This is a genomic window from Streptococcus sp. HMSC077F03 (assembly GCF_001812375.1).
Lineage (GTDB): Bacteria > Bacillota > Bacilli > Lactobacillales > Streptococcaceae > Streptococcus > Streptococcus oralis_S.
Genome location: NZ_KV808753.1, coordinates 115450 through 134641, shown reverse-complemented (window position 1 = coordinate 134641; position 19192 = coordinate 115450). Strand labels below are relative to the sequence as shown.

Genomic DNA, 19192 nt, shown 5'->3' with positions numbered 1-19192 from the left:
GGCACTTGTGGTCGTTCTGAAGACACAAGTAGGTAGTAGAAAGAGAGAGAAAATGGTTTTTCCTAGTGAACAAGAGCAGATTGAAAAATTTGAAAGGGATCATGTAGCCCAACATTATTTTGAAGTCTTGCGCACCTTAATTTCCAAGAAATCAGTTTTTGCCCAGCAGGTTGGACTCAAGGAAGTTGCAAACTATCTGGGTGAGATTTTCAAGCGTGTAGGGGCTGAAGTGGAGATTGATGAGACTTATACGGCTCCCTTTGTCATGGCGCATTTCAAGAGTTCGCGTCCGGATGCCAAGACCTTGATCTTCTATAATCACTATGACACCGTGCCAGCAGATGGCGACCAGGTGTGGACAGAGAATCCTTTTACCCTTTCTGTGCGAAATGGCTTTATGTATGGGCGTGGGGTTGACGACGACAAAGGCCACATCACAGCTCGTTTGAGTGCTTTGAGAAAGTATATGCAGCACCACGATGACCTGCCTGTCAATATCAGCTTTATCATGGAAGGAGCAGAGGAGTCTGCTTCCATGGATCTAGATAAGTATTTAGAGAAACACGCAGACAAACTTCGTGGGGCGGACTTGCTAGTCTGGGAACAAGGAACCAAGAACGCCTTGGAACAGCTGGAAATCTCTGGCGGAAACAAGGGAATTGTAACCTTTGATGCTAAGGTGAAAAGTGCGGATGTGGATATCCACTCGAGTTATGGTGGTGTCGTGGAGTCAGCTCCATGGTATCTTATCCAGGCTCTAAGTAGTCTACGTGCAGCAGATGGACGTATCTTGGTAGAAGGCTTGTACGAGGATGTTCAAGGGCCAAATGAACGAGAACTAGCCTTGGTAGATACCTATGCCCAACGCAATCCAGAGGAAATTAGTCGCATTTATGGTTTGGAATTACCTCTCTTACAAGAGGATCGTGCAGCCTTTCTAAAACGGTTCTTTTTCGAGCCAGCCCTTAATATCGAAGGGATTCAGTCAGGTTATCAAGGGCAAGGGGTTAAAACGATTTTGCCAGCAGAAGCCAGTACTAAGCTAGAGATTCGTTTGGTTCCTGGCCTAGAACCGCATGATGTTCTGGAAAAAATTCGGAAACAGCTAGACAAAAATGGCTTTGATAAGGTAGAATTATACTATACTTTGGGAGAGATGAGCTATCGAAGCGATATGAGCGCGCCAGCTATTCTCAATGTGATCGAGTTGGCCAAGAAATTCTATCCACAAGGCGTATCAGTCTTGCCGACCACAGCGGGGACAGGGCCCATGCATACGGTCTTTGATGCCTTAGAGGTACCCATGGTGGCCTTCGGTCTAGGAAATGCCAATAGCCGAGACCATGGTGGAGATGAAAATGTGCGAATCGCCGATTACTACACCCATATTGAATTAGTAGAGGAGCTGATTAGAAGCTATGAGTAGAGATATTATCAAGTTAGATCAGATTGATGTGACTTTTCACCAAAAGAAGAGAACCATCACAGCGGTCAAGGATGTGACCATTCACATCCAAGAAGGGGATATCTACGGAATCGTTGGATATTCTGGAGCAGGGAAATCAACCCTTGTACGGGTGATTAACCTCTTGCAAAAACCATCTGCAGGGAAAATTACCATTGATGACGATGTGATTTTTGATGGTAAGGTCACTTTGACGGCGGAACAGTTACGTCGGAAACGTCAAGATATCGGGATGATTTTCCAACACTTTAATCTTATGAGCCAGAAAACGGCCGAGGAGAATGTGGCCTTTGCCCTTAAACATTCTGGACTCAGCAAGGAAGAAAAGAAAGCTAAAGTAGCCAAGTTGTTGGACTTGGTTGGCTTGGCTGATCGTGCAGAAAATTATCCGTCACAACTATCTGGAGGACAAAAACAGCGTGTGGCCATTGCGCGTGCCTTGGCCAATGATCCAAAAATTTTGATTTCAGACGAGTCAACGTCTGCCCTTGACCCTAAGACAACCAAGCAGATTTTGGCCTTGTTGCAAGATTTGAACCAAAAATTAGGCTTGACGGTTGTTTTGATTACGCATGAAATGCAGATTGTCAAAGACATTGCTAATCGTGTAGCAGTCATGCAGGATGGTCGTTTGATTGAAGAGGGCAGTGTCCTTGAAATCTTCTCAGATCCTAAACAACCTTTGACACAGGACTTTATCTCAACAGCTACAGGTATTGATGAAGCCATGGTTAAGATTGAGAAGCAAGAAATCGTAGAACATTTATCTGAGAACAGTATTTTAGTGCAGCTCAAGTATGCAGGGGCTTCGACAGACGAACCACTTTTGAATGAATTGTACAAACATTACCAAGTAACGGCCAATATCCTCTATGGAAATATCGAAATTCTCGATGGTACTCCCGTTGGAGAATTGGTGGTGGTCTTGTCAGGTGAAAAAGTATCGCTAGCAGGTGCTCAAGATGCCATCCGTCAGGCTGGTGTCCAACTAAAAGTATTGAAGGGAGGACAGTAAAATGACAGAGTTGATTCAAACTTACTTACCAAATGTCTACAAGATGGGCTGGTCAGGCCAGGCTGGCTGGGGAACAGCTATCTACCTAACTCTTTATATGACAGTTCTTTCCTTCATCATCGGAGGGTTCTTGGGGTTGGTAGCAGGTCTTTTCCTCGTCTTGACAGCGCCAGGCGGTGTCTTGGAAAATAAGGTTATCTTCTGGATTTTAGACAAGATCACCTCTATTTTCCGTGCGGTTCCTTTCATCATCCTCTTGGCAATCATGTCGCCACTCTCTCACTTGATTGTGAAGACGAGCATTGGGCCAAATGCAGCCCTTGTCCCCCTTTCTTTTGCGGTCTTTGCCTTCTTTGCCCGTCAGGTGCAGGTGGTCTTGGCTGAACTAGATGGCGGTGTCATTGAGGCGGCTCAAGCAAGCGGAGCGACCTTCTGGGATATCGTGGGTGTTTACCTATCAGAAGGTCTTCCAGATTTGATTCGTGTGACGACTGTGACCTTGATTTCCCTTGTTGGGGAAACAGCCATGGCGGGAGCAGTTGGTGCTGGTGGTATCGGTAACGTAGCCATCGCTTATGGATTTAACCGCTACAATCACGATGTGACTATCTTGGCGACTATCATTATCATCTTGATTATCTTTACAATCCAGTTCTTGGGAGATTTCTTGACCAAGAAATTAAGTCATAAATAATGGAAGGAGTTCAACGGGACTCCTTTTTGTTTTCTCACCGAAATGCAAGAAGAATAAAGCTTCTTCTTAGAAATATGCTATAATAAATAAAGGTCCCCAATTAGCAAATCAGAAAGTTTGCTATAGAAGGGATGATAATGTAAAGGAGTTTGGCTGGTATGAATTATTTCGAGGGGAATGAGTTTTTCCTTCTCTTATTTGTAGTTTTACTGATTGGTTTTGTGGTAAACTTTTTTGAAAAACGTAAGGACTACTATATTTTGGCGCTCTCCCTCTTATTTGCAGGAGCTATCTATGGTAAGAGCCGAGCGATGATTGTCTATTTGCTCGCCTTTATCGTCTACCAATATTTTCTGGTTTTTCTAGCACAGAGGATAGAGGCAAAGTGGCTGAAACCACTGGTTTTCCTTTCCATTCTTCCTTTGGTGATCAATAAAGTCTTTGCCCTGACTTCTCTGCATTTGTTGGCCTTTATTGGAATTTCTTACATGTCCTTTAAGACCATTCAGATCATGCTAGAGATATCGGATGGCTTAATCAAAGAAAATATCAGTGTAAAAGATTATCTACAGTTTTTGCTCTTTTTCCCAACAGTTAGTGCTGGTCCAATTGATCGGAGTAGGAGATTTTTAAAAGAGATAAACGAGGTCATGCCCCGAAAAGAGTATCTAGAATTAGCAGGGGACGGTGTGTATCGTATCGTTCTAGGCCTTCTTTACAAGATTGTTTTATCAACCTATGTTTACCAGATGTTACTCGCTCTAAATAATACGGGCGCAGTCGTTTACTCAATCAAGTATATGTACCTCTATACCTTGTATCTGTTCTTTGACTTTGCAGGCTATAGTCTAATGGCCGTTGGAAGTAGTAATATTCTAGGTATTCAGACACCGATGAACTTTAACAAACCTTTCTTGAGTGTCGATATCAAAGATTTCTGGACTAGATGGCATATCACCTTGTCGACCTGGTTGAGAGATTTTGTATTTTCAAGAGTATTGATGCAGGTTATCAGGAAAAAATGGTTTAAAAATAGACTACACAATGCAACCTATGCCTATATGGTCAATATGTTGGTCATGGGTTTTTGGCATGGTCTCAGTGTTAGTTACATTGTCTATGGTTTTTACCATGGTGTCTTGATGGCTGGATTTGAAGTGTATCAAAAGAAAAGCAATTTTTATAAGAAAAATAAAAACAAAAAATGGTATAAGCTACTAAGTTGGTTTGTGACCATGAATTTGGTTATGGTTGGTTTCTTTATCTTTTCAGGTGAACCCTATAAAATCTTACTGACGACTTTAAAGAGATAAGAGATTGAGAAGAAATCGGACAGATCGAAGGGATAGGATAAAACGAGATGATTAAATTAAAAGCATTTTTACTATCGCTTGTGCTCGTAATTGCGACGCTTGCCCTTTTAAATGTGACGTATGTCAAGACGATTGATGATTATTATAAAGTCAAGGATAACAGTATTCGTTACAGCACTTCATATGAAAAGTATAAAAGTAGAGATATTCTAACAAGCAATATCACCCCCAATACACTGGTTCTAATGGGTTCCTCAGAGTTGGTTGCAACGATAAATGAAGACTATCATCCAAATAAAATTTTTAACTACAACGATTTTAATATCATGCAGATTGGGACCAGTTATTCTCAAAATATCATTCAAGCCTCTACTTTAGCCTCTATTGAAGGGTCTATGAGTAAGCGAAAAGTGGCTATAGTAGAGTCGGTTCAGTGGTTTGAAAAAGATGGGACCCATCAAGATGCCTTTTTGAATAAGGCTTCTCAGGAACATATTTTCCACATGCTAGATAATGACAAGATTAGTAAAGAAACGAAAGAAAAACTAATCAATCGCATTATCGAGATTACCAAAGGAAACAAGCAACAAAACGACATCTACAAAAAATACAAAAGTTATTTCATAGATGGAAAAGGAACCATTGTTGATAAAAAACTATTAGAGTTTGAGAACGCGATGTATTCCTTTAAGCTCAAACGAAAATTTTATGAAAATCATGAGAAATCAGATTATCCTTCACTAGGAGACAAAACCCCAGACTATGATTGGGAAAAGATGACGGATCAGTTTGTGGAAGAGGTCAAAAAGAAAACAGACAATAATGACTATGCTGTTGATAATAACTACTACAATACTTACTTAAAAGACCGCTACGCATCGCTGAAAGATTCTAATAAAGATTTGAGCTATCTGGAGTCACCAGAATATTCAGATATGGAACTCTTCTTGACAGTTGCCAAAGAATTGGGAATTGAAGTTGAGGTTATTATTTTCCCAGTAAACGGGAAATGGAATGACTACACTGGTGTCTCAAGAGAGATGCGGGAAAAAACTTATAAAAAAATAGAAGATGTCGCAAAAAGCCATGGTGCAACCGTATTAAACTATGGAAACAGAGAGTATGATGATTACTTTTTATTTGACGTGATGCACGTTGGAGTGAAAGGATGGATGGAAGTTGAAAAAGAACTTTACAAATTTGCAAACCAGGCTAACTAACACACATCGTTTAATCTTGTGGACACTATTTTTCTATACGGTCATCTTGAGCATCGTGATCTACTGTTTTGTGACCGATTTTTCGAATATTCAAGAATTTATCTATAGTGAATTCTAAGATTGTATACAAAAAGGCCCTGGAACTAGGCATTGCTAGTCTTCAGGGCTTTTACCTTATAGTTTATCAGCTATTTTTTGACTTAGAAATTGCCCAACCACAGCACCAATCAAGGCACCTAGGATGATGCTTGAAACAAAGAGAAGGATTTTGTCCAACTCTGGAGCGACCATGATACGGTCGATGTATTCTTGGGATTTCCCACGCGCAAGTAAGGTAGCCACGTAAGCTTTGGGACGGATCCACATGAGGAAGATAGGGCCACTTGTGCTAAAAGCAAAGACGAGGAAGGAGAGGGTGTTTTTGATTCGGTCTTTGTAGTTTCCGAGACGAGCGATGGCATCTGCTGCAAGACCACAGGCGAGTCCTGGGAGAAAGGCACCAGCGCCATGCTTGCTAGCTAGGAAGAAAAGTGCCATAAAAAGTCCTAGAGTGGTGATAGCACCAAAACGAGGGACCTTCGCCAAAAGAAGCATATAGACACTGCCACCGACAAGGGCAGAAAAGGCAGGTGCGTAGAACATATTGCCTGTTTGATCGACCAGGTGTCCTAGGAAGACTCCAATCCCTACACAGAGAAAGTAGAGGACGGCGACCAAGAGGGTGGTTAAGATATTTTTCTTCATGAGAATCTCCTTGATGCGAATTAACAAAACCAATTGTATCACGCTTTTTGAGGATTGTAAATGGGAGTTCTATATTTTTGAAAACGCTTGAAATATGATATAATAGTTACATCGTTAGTTTAAGGAGAGTAGCATGGGAAAATTTCTAGAATTCGTCTTTAATCGTATCTTTTTGGGAATGATGGCGACGGCTTATTTCTGGCTATTAACACTAGCAGGAGGAGTGGTCTTTGGTTTGGCACCAGCTAGTGCCACCCTGATGAGTTTGTATGCGGAGCATGGTTATACCTATCGAGCCTACCATTTGAAGGAAGCTTGGGAATTGTATAAGAGTAATTTTATCAAGAGCAATCTGGCTTTCTATAGTTTTGTGTTTGTTGATCTTGTCCTAGTTTATGGTTTGTATCTTCTAGTTCAATTGCCCCACCAGACGATTTTCCACCTCTTGGCGACCTTTCTCAATGTCCTTGTAGTTGCTCTTGTCTTTCTAGCCTATACTGTTTCCTTGAAACTTCAGGTGTACTTTGATTTATCCTACCAAAATACCTTGAAACTATCCCTTATTGGGATTTTTATGAGCCTACCTGCGATTGCCAAGGTTTTACTCGGGTCCGCTCTCCTTGTAGGAGTTGGTTATTATATGCCTGCCTTGCTCTTTTTTGTAGGAATTGGAATGTGGCATTTCTTTATCAGTGATATGTTGGAACCTATTTATGAAAGTATCCATGAAAAATTGGCGACAAAATAGAATGAAGCAGTTTTGGCTTCACTCTCTTTTACGGATTTATAGTTTGGTTATGATCGTGGTCATTGCCAGTTTTGCGATTATGCTATCGTATGCTGACTGGGACTCGCGTGAGAAAGAGGCCCAAAGGGTTGCAGAACGTGTGACCACTCGGACAGTGAGTGAAGTGGAATATTATCACAGAGAGTCAACTCAACTCGCTCAGTCTTTGGTTGAAAATCAAGCCCGAATTGAAGGGATTTACAAGTATTTCAGTCTTAGCACCCCAGACTATTTCTATTGGCAATTAGAGCGTAAAACTTCACCTTATATCTCGGTTTCCTTGTATGAAAATATTGATGACCTCTATGTTCGGAATGATTTTGTGACTGGAGTGGCCATTGTTCTTCAGGACTACAAGGAAGTCTATGTTTCGACTAGAGAGAAACGTAGTGGAGAGAAAATTCTTGCGGAGAGTTTTAAGCCGACAGCCAATAGTTTTGCCATTCCCGTTTCCGATCCTGTGTCTGACAAGGATTTAGGAGTGATCTATATCTCTCTATCCCCAGATGTTTTACATGGCGCTATTGACAATACAAGGGGTCATATCCCAATGGCTGTAACAGTAACTTCGCCTTTTGAGACTGAGATGTTCCATATTGGGGAGAAGGTCTCAGCCGAGCGAGAAAACTGGTTTGTAGGTGTCACCTCTCACGGTTATCAGGTTCGAGTTGCTGTTCCTAAAAATTTTGTTCTTACAGGAACTTTGACGAGTTCTGCTGTTATTATTGGGCTAAGTATCCTCTTTATCATCATTTTGTACGTGACCCTTAGACAGACTTTTTCAAATTACCAAAAGCAGGTCGTAGATCTAGTAGATTCGATCGAGGTGATTGCTCAAGGGGAAGAAGGCCTTCGAATCGATACCTCTGAAAAAGACCAAGAATTGCTTCTCATTGCAGAAACAACCAATGATATGTTGGATCGCCTGGAAAAAAATATTCACGATATATATCAGCTAGAGCTCAGTCAAAAAGATGCCAATATGCGAGCCCTGCAAGCTCAGATCAATCCTCACTTTATGTACAATACTCTGGAGTTTATACGGATGTATGCTGTCATGCAAAGTCAGGATGAACTGGCAGATATTATCTATGAATTTAGTAGCTTGTTACGCAACAATATCTCCGACGAGCGGGAAACGACCTTGAAGCAGGAGTTGGAATTTTGCCGAAAATATAGCTATCTCTGTATGGTACGTTATCCTAAATCCATTGCTTATGGTTTCAAGATTGCACCAGAATTGGAAGAAATGAGGATTCCAAAATTTACACTCCAACCATTAGTAGAAAACTACTTTGCCCATGGTGTTGACCATCGCAGAACGGATAATGTCATTAGTATCAAAGCCTTTAAGGGCCAAGGCTTCGTTGAGATCCTAGTGGAAGACAATGGTCGAGGAATGCCTGCTGAGAAACTAGCTAGCTTGCAAGAAAAATTAGCTCAGCGAAGTTTTGAACACGAGGTAAGCTATAGTGGAGAGCGGCAATCAATTGGAATAGTAAATGTACACGAACGCTTTGTTCTCTACTTTGGGGATCGCTACCAAATCAGTGTAGAGTCAGCTGAGCAAGAGGGTGTTCGTTACCATATCACTATCCAGGATGAATAGAAAGGGTAGAAATGTATAAAGTTTTATTAGTAGACGATGAGTACATGGTGACAGAGGGGCTCAAGCGATTAATCCCCTTTGAAAAATGGGATATGCAAGTCGTCGCAACAGCTAATCACGCAGATGATGCTTTGGACTATGTTAAGAAAAATCCAGTAGATGTGGTCATTTCCGATGTCAACATGCCAGATAAGACCGGACTTGAGATGATTAGGGAAATGAAAGAGCTACTTCCAGATACCTATTATATCTTGCTGTCTGGTTATCAGGAGTTTGAGTACGTTAAAAAAGCCATGAACCTTAGTGTCGTGGATTATCTGGTCAAGCCAGTAGACAAGGTGGAGTTGGGCAATTTATTAGAAAAAATTGCGCAACAGCTTCAGGAAAAGGTGGAGCAAAGTCAGACCCTCAGTCAAGAATTGGATGAGACAGGATTTACGAACTACCTATCAGGTAAAGACAGCTGGTGGATTGGTCTATCCAAGGAAAAGCAGGGTTCTTTCACCATTCCTTACTATGTTTTGGGGCAAGACTGGCAGATTTTCATCTCTGATCAACCGCTCGATGGCATCGTCGTGACACCATTTGAAGCACCCTACCAGCAGTCCTTTGAGAATTGGAAGATCAACGCTGAAAAAGCCCTTTTCTACGGTTCAGTCAATCTAGAAAAATCCGAGAGTTTGTTTGCTTATTATGAGCCGATTTATCGGGTGATTATCCAAGGGAATATCAATCAAATCATCGAAGAATTAACCTTGCTAGAGAAGGTCGTCTTGGAGAATACCCCGCGCGTGGCTATCACGAAGCAGCTCTTTACCCAGTTTGTCATGGATGTCTTTCATTTGTTTGAACACCTAAAAGCAGATGATATGACCGAGATTGTCAAAGCTATCCATGCCATTAACACCTTTGAAGAATTGGTTGCCTATATCAAAGAAACCTTGACCAAGTTCTTTGGCCAGTATCGCATGAATGAAAATGTGGTGAGCGTTCTGGAGGTGATTGGGCGTGATTATCAGAAAGAGCTCTCACTTAAGGATATTAGCAAGGATCTCTTTATCAATCCTGTCTATCTCGGTCAGCTAATCAAGAGGGAAACCAACTCAACCTTTGCGGAATTGCTCAATAAACAGCGAATTAAGGCAGCGCAGCAACTCTTACTTTCGACCAGTGATAGCATCGAAGATATTTGCTATGCAGTTGGCTATAGTAATGTTGGATATTTCTATAAGGTTTTCCGTAAATTGTGCGGAAAATCACCGAAAGCTTATCGGAAACAAGTTGAAACTAGCTTGTAAAAGTTGTATTCCTGTACAAAAAATGCTATAATGTTCAAAATATCTTTTGGAGGAAAACATGAAAAAGAATCCTATTTATCTTTGGGTTTTGTTAGTCTTATCAGCCCTCATTTCATCTATGTCATTATTTGGAATCTTGAGTCCATTGCCAAGTAAAGATGTGCTTCGTGCTAGCCTGGCGAATAGCGGGACGCTTACTGCTCAGCAATTAGAAGACACAGTCAACTATACTTACCAAGTAACAGCATCATCGCACTCAATTTTTAATGTAGTTTTGATTGTTTTATCTGCTATTTTAGTTGTAGTAGCCTTTGTATTTCTAGTACGTAAAAATGTGCAATTCGCAAACTATGCTTATATCGGCTATGTTCTACTAGCGATTGTTGGTTTGGTTTATAGCTATATGAACGTTCAAGATGCGGTTCAATTAATCAAAGATTCTACCCTCGGCCTAGGAATGGGAGCATTTGCACAAGGAACGAATATTTTGTTCATCATTATCAATGTTCTCTTTTTAGCCTTAGTCTTTTACAAGATGTGGCGCCAACAAAAAGATTTGGCCGAAGAAGTCGAAGCAGAAGAAGTTGCCTAAGTATTGACAAAAAAGAACTATCAAGTTACAATCTTGGTAGTTCTTTTTAAATCGTAAACAAAAAATAGAGGTCAACATGAAAAAAATATCCCTAGTGTATATCAGTCTGAGTGGGAATACAGAGAGTTTTGTAACCCGACTCAAGGACTATCTCTTGTCTCAGTATGAGGGAATTGAGGTCCAAAAAATCCATATCAAGGATTTGGTCAAGGAAGGCCAAGAATTCTTTGAAATGGAACATCCCTATGTCGCTTTCTTGCCGACCTATCTGGAAGGTGGAAATGGCGTTGATAACGGCGATGTTGAAATTCTAACGACTCCAGTGGGCGACTTTATTGCTTATGGAGCCAATGCTAGTAAGTGTTTTGGGGTAGTGGGTTCCGGTAACCGCAATTTTAACAATCAATACTGCCTGACAGCCAAGCAGTATAGCCAGCGCTTTGGCTTCCCGGTCCTAGCAGACTTTGAAATGCGTGGTATGCTGGGAGATATTAAAAAAGTCGCAGCAATCATTGCAGACTTGTATGAGTTAGAGACAGAAAAATAAAGTAGTTCTGAGGGGCAGTTGAGATTTTCAACTGCTTTTTGTGTATGCAAAAAGCACCCCGTAAGGGTGCCATTTTATAAACTATCCTGCTTTTCCGATGGCAAGTGCATAGATAAAGAAAATAGCAAAGCCAAAGAGGAAAATCAATCCTGCGATAGCGAGGAGTTTTAGCCAAGAAGGAAGATTTTTATTCTCACGTGTCACCAATACATAGTTCAAAAGAGCGAAGAATGGTGTTGTCAGGAAAGAACCGATCATGGCAAAGCGAAGCATGGTGGAAACTTGTCCAGCAAAGAACTTGATGATGACGATACCGATAATAGCTGTGAGGGTCATCCAGATGTTCAAAGATTTGCGAGAATCCTCTTTTTGCCGAATTAAGAGTCGCAGCGATTCCTGATTGACACGAGAGTAGCCATCGATAACGGTGATGACCGTTCCAAAGATACAAAGAAAGGCGATAAAGGTGATCAAATAACGGGACCATTCTCCAAGAACAGAGGCATACATACCCACGAATTGAGAGATGTATTTGGCTGAAGCGGCTTCAACTGCTTGTCCTGTAGGATATTGAATCAGTGCTCCAAGTGCCACGAAGAATACAGCCAGGATAGCAGTTCCAATGTAACCAACGTTAAAGTCGAAAAGGGCGTCCTCTGTATTAAAGTTGACAGTCTTTTTCTTTTCAGCAGACCAGAGTGAATTGATGGCAGAAATCTCAATAGGAGCAGGCATCCATCCTAAGAGGGAAACGATGAAAGGGAGGGCCGCCATTTGCCAAGGTGTCTTTTCGACAAAATCAGAGCTGTATTCTGGATGTTTAATTGCTGCAATAATAACTGCAAGAACTGTTGCAATGGTCAAAGCAGACATGATCCATTTTGCCATACCATCCAATAGTTTGTAGCCACCAAAGAGTAGCATGGCCCAAATGACTGCAACAAGGATAAGGGACCATTGAGTGATGCTAAGACCAATCATTGGAAAAGCGCTAGCGATGATAGCTGAGCAAAGGATAGCGACTCCAGCTGTATTAACCATGGCAGAGAAGACGTTGAGGACAAAGAAAATCCAGAGATAGAGTTTTCCTTTTTCGGCATAACCTTCCACCAAGGTTTTGCCAGTGTCGGCAGTATATTCGGCACCAAAACGGAAAAATGGATATTTAAAAACATTGGCCAAGATAACCAAGAGGAGTAGTGACCAACCATAAGAACCACCAGCTTGAGTGGAGGATACGATGTGAGAACCTCCAACGGCTGCAGAAGCCATTAGGATTCCTGGCCCCATTGCCTTTAGTTTGCTTGCCCAGGTTGACTGGTTTGATAACGTAACTTGTGACATAATAAACACTCCTATTTTTGAATTTTCAGAATAATCTGAATAGATAGCTACTATTCTACAAAAAACGTAAAGGAAATGCAAGAATATTTTGAAAAAATACAGAAAATTACAGAAAACTTTACATGCATTAATGAAATTTCTCCAAGGAGAATATGGTTAAGACTAAAAAATCCGAGAAGAAAGCTTCTCGGATTTTGATTATTTCAATTGATCTGTAACGTCTTTTGAGAGCAACATTCCCAGATGGTAAGTTTTATTGATATGTGCAATGACATCATTGATATTTTCAGTCGTGTGAATTTTCTCTTTAATGTCAGACCTAAATGTCTCGTCCTTCAAGAGTTGCTCTTGGTAGAGTCTTTGAAGTCTTTCCTTCTCGTACTTATTGAGCAGAAAAAGGAAAACCAAGCTAAGTACAACGAGGATATAAGCATATTGGCTCATAAGGAATCTCCCAGTGTGATAAATAGTAAAAGTGAATAAATTGTTTCATTGAAATGCTACAATGCCGAACAAAATATAAATGTTATTTTGCTCAATCGTTCGGATTGCTTTCAAGTAATTTAAAAGATTACGACATGAGCCTAACCAAATCGATATTATTTGGTTAGGTGAATTAGTGAAGCGCCTAGCCAAAGTCCGAATAGGATTTGGCGTTAGTTACTTAGATTGCTCCGCAATCAAGTAACTTTGGCGATTTACATCTTCTCTGGCGCTTCTACTCCGAGCAAACGAAGAGCTTCTTTGAGGACGACTGCGGTTGCGTAGCTGAGGGCCAGACGGCTGTCGCGCTCAGGACTTTCATCTAGAATACGTGTATGTGCATAGTACTTGTTAAAAGCTTGAGCCAAACTAATCGCAAATTTCGCAATGATAGAAGGTTCAAAATTATCTGCTGCACGATTGATAATGCGTGGGAAGTCTTGGAGTAGTTTAATGATTTCCCAGCTTTCAGCATCCTTCAGGCTGTAGTTGCCAGCTGTATCTGGTTTGAAATCAGCTTTGCGCAAGATAGATTGGATACGAGCGTAGGCGTATTGAACGTAAGGTCCAGTTTCCCCTTCAAAGGATACCATAGCTTCAAGGTCGAAGTCATATCCATTTGTACGGTCGGTCTTAAGATCATAGAACTTGATAGCCCCGACTCCAACAGCGTGGGCAACCTGGTCTTTATTTTCTAACTCAGGATTTTTCGCTTCGATTTGGGCCTTGGCACGACTAACAGCCTCTGCAATAGTAGGCTCTAGCAAGATGACATTTCCTTTACGAGTAGAGAGTTTTTTCCCTTCTTTTGTTACCAATCCAAACGGAACATGGACAATGTCTTGGCTCCAATCGTAGCCCATCTCTTGTAGTACTGCCTTGAGTTGTTTGAAGTGGGCAGATTGCTCTTGACCAACAACATAGATGGATTTTGCAAATTGGTATTCGTTTTTACGGTAGAGGGCTGCAGCCAAGTCACGTGTGATATAGAGAGTTGCACCATCAGATTTTTTGATAAGGGCTGGATGTTCAATTCCATATTTCTCAAGATTGACAACTTGGGCTCCCTCTGACTCAACAAGAAGTCCTTTTTCAGCGAGAATGTCTACAACAGCATCCATCTTATCATTGTAAAAGGCTTCTCCGTTGTAGCTGTCAAATTCGACTTGCAATTCATTGTAAAGGCGGTTGAATTCCACTAAACTTTCATCACGGAACCATTGCCAGAGAGCGAGGGCTTCCTCATCTCCATTTTCCAGTTTACGGAACCATTCGCGTGCTTCTTCGTCCAAGCTAGGATCTTTTTCAGCTTCAGCATTGATGCGAACGTAGAGCTTAAGAAGTTCATCGATTGGATGCGCTTTAACGGCCTCCTCATTTCCCCATTTCTTGTAGGCAACGATCAACATTCCAAACTGTTTGCCCCAGTCTCCTAAATGATTGACCTTGACCGTTTGATAGCCGATTTTTTGGAAAATATGTGACAAGCTATCTCCGATAACTGTTGAACGCAAGTGCCCAATAGAGAATGGTTTTGCGATGTTGGGACTAGACATATCAATAACGACATTTTCTTGCTTGCCAATGGTTTGGTCAGCATAGTGCTCTTTCTCAGTAATAACATCCTGTAATACTTGAGCCGAAATAGCAGATTTATCAAGGAAAAAGTTGACGTAAGGTCCAGTAGCAACAACCTTTTCAAAGGCTTGACTATTGATTTTTTCAGCAATATCTGTTGCAATCATTTGAGGAGCTTTACGCTCGACCTTTGCTAGAGAAAAGGCAGGGAAGGCGATGTCTCCCATTTCTGAGTTTTTAGGTGTTTCCAGTAAATTTAAAATAGCCTCTTGGTCCAGACTATCAATGACGCTAGCCAACTCGCTAGCAATCAATTCTTTTGTATTCATAAGGGCTCCTTTTGGGCTTTTTTACTATTTTAACACAATTTACTACATTTTTTGAGAAAGAAAAGAATTTTTTTGAATTATCTATTTTTTTTGGTATAATATAGTTATAAAATAAATGTAAAATTTGTTATAAATATTCGCTTAAGAGGATAATATGAGAAAAAGAGAACGGCATCAGTTGATTAAAAAGATGATCGCTGAAGAAAAACTTGGGACACAAAAAGAGATTCAAGATCGTTTAGAAGCTCGTAATGTTTATGTGACACAAACGACTTTGTCGCGTGATTTGCGTGAAATCGGCTTGACCAAGGTTAAGAAAAATGATATGGTGTATTATGTACTAGCAAATGAGACAGATAAGATTGATTTAGTTGAGTTTTTGTCTCATCATTTAGAAGGTGTTGCAAGAGCAGAGTTCACCTTGGTACTGCATACCAAACTTGGGGAAGCTGCAGTCTTAGCAAACATTGTAGATGCAAACAAGGATGAATGGATTTTAGGAACGGTTGCTGGTGCTAATACCTTATTGGTTATTTGTCGAGACCAGCACGTTGCCAAGCTGATGGAAGATCGTTTGCTAGATTTGATGAAAGATAAATAAGGTCTTGGGAGTTGCTCTCAAGACTTATTTTTAGCAAGGAGAGACGAAAAATGGCAACAGAAAAGCTATCACCCGGCATGCAACAGTATGTGGATATTAAGAAACAATACCCAGATGCTTTTTTGCTTTTTCGAATGGGTGATTTTTACGAGTTGTTCTATGAAGATGCAATTAATGCAGCACAAATTTTAGAAATTTCCTTAACGAGTCGGAATAAAAATGCAGAAAATCCGATACCAATGGCGGGCGTCCCCTATCATTCTGCCCAGCAGTACATCGATGTTCTGATTGAGCAGGGCTATAAAGTTGCCATTGCAGAACAGATGGAAGATCCCAAACAAGCAGTGGGGGTTGTCAAGCGAGAGGTGGTCCAGGTCATCACACCTGGAACGGTCGTTGATAGCAGTAAGTCGGATAGTCAGAATAATTTCTTGGTTTCCTTAGATCGTGATGGCAATCAGTTTGGTCTGGCTTATATGGATTTGGTGACGGGTGATTTCTATGTGACAGGTCTACTAGATTTCACGTTGGTTTGTGGGGAAATTCGCAATCTCAAGGCTCGTGAAGTGGTGCTGGGTTATGACTTGCCTGAGGAAGAAGAACAAATTCTAAGTCGTCAGATGAATCTGGTGATTTCCTATGAGAAAGAAGGTTTTGAGGACATCCATTTATTGGGTTCACGACTGGCAGCTGTGGAGCAAGCGGCAGCTAGTAAGCTACTCCAGTATGTTCACCGAACCCAGATGCGGGAATTGAACCACCTCAAACCAGTTATCCGCTATGAAATCAAAGATTTCTTGCAGATGGATTATGCGACCAAGGCTAGTTTGGATTTGCTTGAGAATGCCCGTTCAGGCAAGAAGCAAGGGAGTCTTTTCTGGCTTTTGGATGAAACCAAAACAGCTATGGGCATGCGGCTCTTGCGTTCTTGGATCCATCGTCCTTTGATTGATAAGGAGCGAATCATCCAACGTCAAGACGTGGTGCAGGTCTTTCTTGACCACTTCTTTGAGCGCAGCGATTTAACGGATAGCCTCAAGGGTGTTTATGACATCGAACGTTTGGCTAGTCGGGTTTCTTTTGGTAAGACCAATCCAAAGGATCTCTTGCAATTGGCGACCACCTTATCTAGTGTACCACGGATTCGAGCGATTTTAGAGGGAATGGAGCAGCCTGCTCTGGCCTACCTCATCGCACAGTTAGATGCCATTCCTGAGTTGGAGAGCTTGATTAGTGCTGCCATTGCTCCTGAAGCTCCTCACGTGATTACGGAAGGTGGCATTATCCGTACGGGATTTGATGAGACCTTAGACAAGTACCGTCGTGTGCTCAGAGAAGGGACTAGCTGGATTGCTGAGATTGAGGCTAAGGAGAGAGAAAACTCTGGCATCAGCACGCTTAAGATTGACTACAATAAAAAAGATGGCTATTATTTCCATGTGACCAATTCGCAACTGGGAAATGTGCCATCCCACTTTTTCCGCAAGGCAACACTGAAAAACTCGGAACGCTTTGGGACAGAGGAGTTAGCCCGTATCGAGGGGGATATGCTGGAGGCGCGTGAGAAGTCAGCCAACCTAGAATATGAAATCTTTATGCGTATCCGTGAGGAAGTCAGCAAGTACATCCAGCGTTTGCAGGCTCTAGCCCAAGGAATTGCAACGGTTGATGTCTTGCAAAGTCTAGCAGTTGTGGCTGAAACTCAGCATTTGATTCGACCAGAGTTTGGGGATGATTCACAAATCAATATCCAGAAAGGGCGCCATGCTGTCGTCGAAAAGGTCATGGGAGCTCAGACCTATATTCCAAATAGTATCCAGATGGCAGAAGATACGAGTATTCAGCTAATTACAGGGCCCAACATGAGTGGGAAGTCAACCTACATGCGCCAGTTAGCCATGACTGCGGTTATGGCCCAGCTGGGCTCGTATGTGCCGGCGGAGAGCGCCCATTTGCCGATCTTTGATGCTATCTTTACCCGTATCGGAGCAGCAGATGACTTGGTTTCAGGTCAATCAACCTTCATGGTAGAGATGATGGAGGCCAACAATGCCATTTCGCATGCGACCAAGAACTCTCTCATTCTCTTCGATGAATTGGGACGGGGAACGGCAACATATGATGGGATGGCTCTTGCCCAGTCCATCATCGAATACATTCATGAACATATCGGAGCCAAAACCCTCTTTGCGACCCACTACCATGAGTTGACCAGTCTGGAGTCCAGCTTGAAAAACTTGGTCAATGTCCATGTGGCGACCTTGGAGCAGGATGGGCAGGTTACCTTCCTTCACAAGATCGAACCAGGACCAGCTGACAAATCCTACGGTATCCACGTTGCTAAGATTGCTGGCTTACCAGCAGAACTTTTATCAAGAGCGGATAAGATATTGACTCAACTGGAGAATCAAGAGACGGAAAGTCCTGCTCCAATGAGAGAAACAAGTGCTGTTACTGAACAGATGTCACTCTTTGATACCCCTGCAGAGCATCCTATCCTAGCAGAATTAGCTAAACTGGATGTTTACAATATGACACCGATGCAGGCTATGAATGTCTTGGTTGAGCTCAAACAAAAGTTATAAAAAAATCCCACTCACATTTTTGTGAGTGGGATTTTTCTCTATTACTTTTTATGGGCCAAAAGTTGATTGATGTGGTCTACTTTTTTAGCTTCTCTTTTATAGAGAATAGCCCAGATGATGAGGTAGACAATCGCAAACTCTGGAATGAGCTGGAGATAGAAGGTCCAGTGGAAGGGGAACCAACCAGCCAGAGTTGCTAGTGGAACAAAGCCAATCAGCATGAGGAAGAAATGGGAAAGTGTGGCACGGAGCAGGCTCCAGTCACGGCTGAATAAGCGGCTGCCAAAGCTAAAGAGAACACCGATAGCTGACCAGATGACCATACAGTAGAGCAAGACTAGAGCACCGTGAACCTGATGTTGAGCCATCGCTTGGCCGATAAGAGACTCGGGACTTAGTGGGGCATAGGTATTTGGTGCATAAATGAGTGAAAAGAGGATAGAGAGGATGAGGCCGATAAGTACACCAGCGGCTGCATCGTGAAAGATTTGTTTTTTCATAGTTCTAATTTCTCCTTGATGGTTTTTAGGTAACGGCGTGAAGAGTAAGTGAAGCTTTCGTTTTTTAAGAAAATTTCAACCAGGCCGTTGGGAGTGAGTTTGAGATGAGAGATGGAATCGATATTGACGATTTCAGATTGGGAAATTTGGATAAAAGTGGTCGGCAGAATGTCAAGAACTTGATAGAGACGCAAATCAATGGTATAGGTCTGAGATGCAGTTTCTGCTAGAACCTTTCGATTCTCTATATAGAAGCGCTGAATCTTACCAATCTTAACTAGATAGACCTGATCATCAATCTTTCCTTTGATTGTTTCTTTTTGGTCAAGATTTTCTGCGAACTCGATGACTTTCTGGACTTTTTCGGTAGGCTGAGGAGTTTGGACAATCAGCTTTTCCTCCTCGTAAGTCTCCTTAATCTGTAGTTCTACTTTCATAAATTTCCCTCCTTTTCAGTTATACAAGGTTAATCTCACTTCTTGTACACC

18 protein-coding genes are annotated in these 19192 nt (G+C 41.7%); 12 read left to right on the top strand and 6 right to left on the bottom strand.

Features of this window, described 5'->3' with window-relative positions:
- Positions 1–52 precede the first annotated feature (52 nt).
- The 5 genes from HMPREF2853_RS01590 to dltD all read left to right on the top strand — a co-directional run bounded on the left by HMPREF2853_RS01590 (position 53) and on the right by dltD (position 5707).
- Positions 53–1426 (top strand): M20 family metallopeptidase, encoded by a 1374-nt coding sequence (locus tag HMPREF2853_RS01590; RefSeq protein ID WP_070534640.1) that lies wholly within the window; start codon positions 53–55, stop codon positions 1424–1426.
- A complete protein-coding gene (locus HMPREF2853_RS01585; protein WP_049477567.1) occupies positions 1419–2480 on the top strand; it encodes a methionine ABC transporter ATP-binding protein in 1062 nt (353 codons plus the stop codon). Before HMPREF2853_RS01590 ends, HMPREF2853_RS01585 begins: the two co-directional genes overlap by 8 nt.
- Position 2481: 1 nt before the next feature.
- Entirely contained in the window at positions 2482–3174 is a 693-nt protein-coding gene (locus HMPREF2853_RS01580) for a methionine ABC transporter permease (protein WP_049550187.1), read from the top strand.
- Positions 3175–3332: 158 nt separating this feature from the next.
- Positions 3333–4487 carry a D-alanyl-lipoteichoic acid biosynthesis protein DltB gene (gene dltB / locus HMPREF2853_RS01575; protein WP_001105739.1) on the top strand — a complete coding sequence of 385 codons (1155 nt, stop codon included), beginning with the start codon at positions 3333–3335 and terminating at the stop codon, positions 4485–4487.
- Positions 4488–4534: 47 nt separating this feature from the next.
- Complete coding sequence (dltD, locus tag HMPREF2853_RS01570; RefSeq protein WP_070534638.1) at positions 4535–5707, top strand: D-alanyl-lipoteichoic acid biosynthesis protein DltD; 1173 nt, start codon at positions 4535–4537, stop codon at positions 5705–5707.
- 174 nt (positions 5708–5881) lie between these two features.
- Here dltD and HMPREF2853_RS01565 read toward each other — a convergent pair whose 3' ends face one another.
- Complete coding sequence (locus HMPREF2853_RS01565; protein ID WP_070534636.1) at positions 5882–6451, bottom strand: MptD family putative ECF transporter S component; 570 nt, start codon at positions 6449–6451, stop codon at positions 5882–5884.
- 133 nt (positions 6452–6584) lie between these two features.
- Between HMPREF2853_RS01565 and HMPREF2853_RS01560 the strand changes: the two genes are divergently transcribed.
- The 5 genes from HMPREF2853_RS01560 (at position 6585) to nrdI (ending at position 11284) form a co-directional block, all read left to right on the top strand.
- Positions 6585–7199 carry a YesL family protein gene (locus HMPREF2853_RS01560; protein WP_070534635.1) on the top strand — a complete coding sequence of 205 codons (615 nt, stop codon included), beginning with the start codon at positions 6585–6587 and terminating at the stop codon, positions 7197–7199.
- Positions 7177–8847, top strand: a complete 1671-nt coding sequence (locus HMPREF2853_RS01555) for a sensor histidine kinase (protein ID WP_083306868.1) — start codon at positions 7177–7179, stop codon at positions 8845–8847. The genes HMPREF2853_RS01560 and HMPREF2853_RS01555 overlap by 23 nt, the downstream gene beginning before the upstream one ends.
- An 11-nt stretch (positions 8848–8858) precedes the next feature.
- Positions 8859–10145, top strand: coding sequence for a response regulator transcription factor (locus tag HMPREF2853_RS01550; protein WP_000278921.1), 1287 nt, complete (start codon positions 8859–8861; stop codon positions 10143–10145).
- 58 nt (positions 10146–10203) lie between these two features.
- The gene (locus HMPREF2853_RS01545; protein WP_070534634.1) at positions 10204–10737 is read left to right on the top strand and encodes an ABC transporter permease; all 534 of its coding nucleotides are present in this window, start codon (positions 10204–10206) and stop codon (positions 10735–10737) included.
- Between the two features lie 76 nt (positions 10738–10813).
- The gene (gene nrdI, locus HMPREF2853_RS01540) at positions 10814–11284 is read left to right on the top strand and encodes a class Ib ribonucleoside-diphosphate reductase assembly flavoprotein NrdI (RefSeq protein ID WP_044021503.1); all 471 of its coding nucleotides are present in this window, start codon (positions 10814–10816) and stop codon (positions 11282–11284) included.
- Between the two features lie 81 nt (positions 11285–11365).
- Here nrdI and HMPREF2853_RS01535 read toward each other — a convergent pair whose 3' ends face one another.
- The 3 genes from HMPREF2853_RS01535 to argS form a co-directional block, all read right to left on the bottom strand.
- Positions 11366–12628, bottom strand: coding sequence for an NRAMP family divalent metal transporter (locus tag HMPREF2853_RS01535; protein ID WP_049550190.1), 1263 nt, complete (start codon positions 12626–12628; stop codon positions 11366–11368).
- A 198-nt stretch (positions 12629–12826) separates the two neighbouring features.
- A complete protein-coding gene (locus HMPREF2853_RS01530; protein ID WP_000084865.1) occupies positions 12827–13072 on the bottom strand; it encodes a hypothetical protein in 246 nt (81 codons plus the stop codon).
- A gap of 254 nt (positions 13073–13326) precedes the next feature.
- On the bottom strand, positions 13327–15018 hold the full coding sequence (argS, locus tag HMPREF2853_RS01525; RefSeq protein ID WP_049500064.1) for an arginine--tRNA ligase: 1692 nt from the start codon (positions 15016–15018) through the stop codon (positions 13327–13329).
- A 154-nt stretch (positions 15019–15172) separates the two neighbouring features.
- Between argS and argR the strand changes: the two genes are divergently transcribed.
- Complete coding sequence (gene argR / locus HMPREF2853_RS01520) at positions 15173–15619, top strand: arginine repressor (RefSeq protein WP_049500062.1); 447 nt, start codon at positions 15173–15175, stop codon at positions 15617–15619.
- Positions 15620–15669: 50 nt separating this feature from the next.
- Positions 15670–18204, top strand: coding sequence for a DNA mismatch repair protein MutS (mutS, locus tag HMPREF2853_RS01515; protein ID WP_049500060.1), 2535 nt, complete (start codon positions 15670–15672; stop codon positions 18202–18204).
- Between the two features lie 41 nt (positions 18205–18245).
- Here the strand turns inward: mutS and HMPREF2853_RS01510 are convergent, their stop codons facing one another.
- Entirely contained in the window at positions 18246–18704 is a 459-nt protein-coding gene (locus HMPREF2853_RS01510; protein WP_049500057.1) for a DUF3021 domain-containing protein, read from the bottom strand.
- Positions 18701–19141, bottom strand: a complete 441-nt coding sequence (locus HMPREF2853_RS01505) for a LytTR family DNA-binding domain-containing protein (protein ID WP_049550191.1) — start codon at positions 19139–19141, stop codon at positions 18701–18703. The genes HMPREF2853_RS01510 and HMPREF2853_RS01505 overlap by 4 nt, the downstream gene beginning before the upstream one ends.
- Between the last annotated feature and the right edge of the window lie 51 nt (positions 19142–19192).